2 rRNA genes (1 of these 2 cut by a window edge) are annotated in these 3,239 nt (G+C 55.5%); both read left to right on the forward strand.

The window, feature by feature from the left end:
* A 23S ribosomal RNA gene (locus AZG88_RS43310) occupies positions 1 to 2,938 on the forward strand; it begins 196 nt to the left of the window's first position.
* A 131-nt stretch (positions 2,939 to 3,069) separates the two neighbouring features.
* Positions 3,070 to 3,186: ribosomal RNA gene (rrf, locus tag AZG88_RS43315) — 5S ribosomal RNA — on the forward strand.
* Positions 3,187 to 3,239: the final 53 nt, after the last annotated feature.

The raw sequence follows: 3,239 nt of genomic DNA on the forward strand, positions 1-3,239 counted from the left end.
GAAACATCTCAGTACCCACAGGAAGAGAAAACAATAGTGATTCCGTGAGTAGTGGCGAGCGAAAGCGGAAGAGGCTAAACCATGGATGTGTGATAGCCGGCAGGTGTTGCATTCGTGGGGTTGTGGGGTTCATCTTGTCAATGCTGCCGTGTTGGCCGACAGTAAGAAATCATTGTGTTAGTGGAAGTGGTCTGGAACGGCCTGTCGTAGAGGGTGAGAATCCCGTACACGAAAATGCGATGACTGTCGTGATGGAAACCCAAGTAGCACCGGGCCCGTGAAATCTGGTGTGAATCTGTCGGGACCACCCGATAAGCCTGAATACTCCCTGGTGACCGATAGCGGACTAGTACCGTGAGGGAAAGGTGAAAAGTACCCCGGGAGGGGAGTGAAATAGTACCTGAAACCGTGCGCTTACAATCCGTCAAAGCCTTTGCACACTTCGGTGTGGGGGGTGATGGCGTGCCTTTTGAAGAATGAGCCTGCGAGTTAGTGGCATGTCGCGAGGTTAACCCGTGTGGGGTAGCCGTAGCGAAAGCGAGTCCGAATAGGGCGTCCGTAGTGGCATGTTCTAGACCCGAAGCGGAGTGATCTACCCATGGCCAGGTTGAAGCGACGGTAAGACGTCGTGGAGGACCGAACCCACTTAGGTTGAAAACTGAGGGGATGAGCTGTGGGTAGGGGTGAAAGGCCAATCAAACTCCGTGATAGCTGGTTCTCCCCGAAATGCATTTAGGTGCAGCGTCGCGTGTTTCTCACCGGAGGTAGAGCTACTGGATGGTCTAGGGGGCCCACAAGCTTACCGAAATCAGCCAAACTCCGAATGCCGGTGAGTGAGAGCGCGGCAGTGAGACTGCGGGCGATAAGGTTCGTAGTCGAGAGGGAAACAGCCCAGATCGCCAGCTAAGGTCCCTAAGCGTGTACTAAGTGGAAAAGGATGTGGGGTCGCGAAGACAACCAGGAGGTTGGCTTAGAAGCAGCCACCCTTGAAAGAGTGCGTAATAGCTCACTGGTCAAGTGATCCTGCGCCGACAATGTAGCGGGGCTCAAGTACACCACCGAAGCTGCGGCATTCACACAATGCACCCCCTTGATTCTGCGGAGTCTTGGGCAGTGGTGTGGATGGGTAGGGGAGCGTCGTGTGGCCATGGAAGCGGCAGGGTGACCTAGCCGTGGAGGCCACACGAGTGAGAATGCAGGCATGAGTAGCGAAAGACGAGTGAGAAACTCGTCCGCCGAATGACCAAGGGTTCCTGGGCCAGGTTAATCCGCCCAGGGTGAGTCGGGACCTAAGACGAGGCCGACAGGCGTAGCCGATGGACAACGGGTTGATATTCCCGTACCCGTGTGAACGCGCCCCTGGTGAATCAGTGATACTAACCATCCTGAAGCGTCCTTACGCCCCTTCGGGGGCCCTGGATGTGGATGCATGGGACCTGATCTGGTAGTAGCCAAGCGATGGGGTGACGCAGGAAGGTAGCTGAGCCAGTCAGTGGTAATACTGGTGTAAGCCTGTAGGGCGAATGGTAGGCAAATCCGCCGTTCATCAAGCCTGAGAGGTGACGCATAGCCGAATGAGGCGAATTCAGTGATCCTATGCTGCCGAGAAAAGCCTCTAGCGAGCTTTCACACGGCCCGTACCCCAAACCGACACAGGTGGTCAGGTAGAGAATACTAAGGCGATCGAGATAACTATGGTTAAGGAACTCGGCAAAATGCCCCCGTAACTTCGGGAGAAGGGGGGCCTCGTCCGGTGATCACTCTTGCAGTGTGAGCTGGGTGGGGCCGCAGAGACCAGTGAGAAGCGACTGTTTACTAAAAACACAGGTCCGTGCGAAGTCGTAAGACGATGTATACGGACTGACGCCTGCCCGGTGCTGGAAGGTTAAGAGGACCGGTTAGCCAGCAATGGCGAAGCTGAGAATTTAAGCCCCAGTAAACGGCGGTGGTAACTATAACCATCCTAAGGTAGCGAAATTCCTTGTCGGGTAAGTTCCGACCTGCACGAATGGCGTAACGACTTCTCAGCTGTCTCAACCATAGACTCGGCGAAATTGCATTACGAGTAAAGATGCTCGTTACGCGCGGCAGGACGAAAAGACCCCGGGACCTTCACTACAGCTTGGTATTGGTGTTCGGTTCGGTTTGTGTAGGATAGGTGGGAGACTGTGAAGCGCTCACGCCAGTGAGTGTGGAGTCGTTGTTGAAATACCACTCTGATCGTATTGGACCTCTAACCTCGGACCATGATCTGGTTCAGGGACAGTGCCTGGTGGGTAGTTTAACTGGGGCGGTTGCCTCCCAAAATGTAACGGAGGCGCCCAAAGGTTCCCTCAGCCTGGTTGGCAATCAGGTGTCGAGTGCAAGTGCACAAGGGAGCTTGACTGTGAGACTGACAGGTCGAGCAGGGACGAAAGTCGGGACTAGTGATCCGGCACCGGCAAGTGGAAGCGGTGTCGCTCAACGGATAAAAGGTACCCCGGGGATAACAGGCTGATCTTCCCCAAGAGTCCATATCGACGGGATGGTTTGGCACCTCGATGTCGGCTCGTCGCATCCTGGGGCTGGAGTAGGTCCCAAGGGTTGGGCTGTTCGCCCATTAAAGCGGCACGCGAGCTGGGTTTAGAACGTCGTGAGACAGTTCGGTCTCTATCCGCCGCGCGCGTAAGAAACTTGAGGAAGGCTGTCCCTAGTACGAGAGGACCGGGACGGACGAACCTCTGGTGTGCCAGTTGTTCCACCAGGAGCACCGCTGGTTAGCTACGTTCGGAAGGGATAACCGCTGAAAGCATCTAAGCGGGAAGCCTGTTCCAAGATGAGGTTTCTCACCCCCTCGAGGGGGTAAGGCCCCCGGCAGACCACCGGGTTGATAGGCCAGAACTGGAAGTCCGGTAACGGATGCAGGTGACTGGTACTAATAGGCCGAGGACTTACCACAAAGAAGCTACGCGTCCACTGTGCAGTATCTGAAACAACACACACGTTTCAGAACTGAAGAAGAAGAACACCACCAACAACAATGGTTGTTGTGTGTCTTCGCTGATGTTCCGTGTGACAGTTTCATAGAGTTACGGCGGCCATAGCGGAGGGGAAACGCCCGGTCCCATTCCGAACCCGGAAGCTAAGCCCTCCAGCGCCGATGGTACTGCACCCGACAGGGTGTGGGAGAGTAGGACACCGCCGAACATCCGTTACCGAAAGCCCCCCAACCTTGTTGGGGGGCTTTCGGCATTCCCAGG

Origin of the sequence: Rhodococcus sp. LB1 (genome assembly GCF_001583455.1) — a bacterium.
In the GTDB taxonomy this organism is placed as follows: Bacteria; Actinomycetota; Actinomycetes; order Mycobacteriales; family Mycobacteriaceae; genus Rhodococcus_F; species Rhodococcus_F opacus.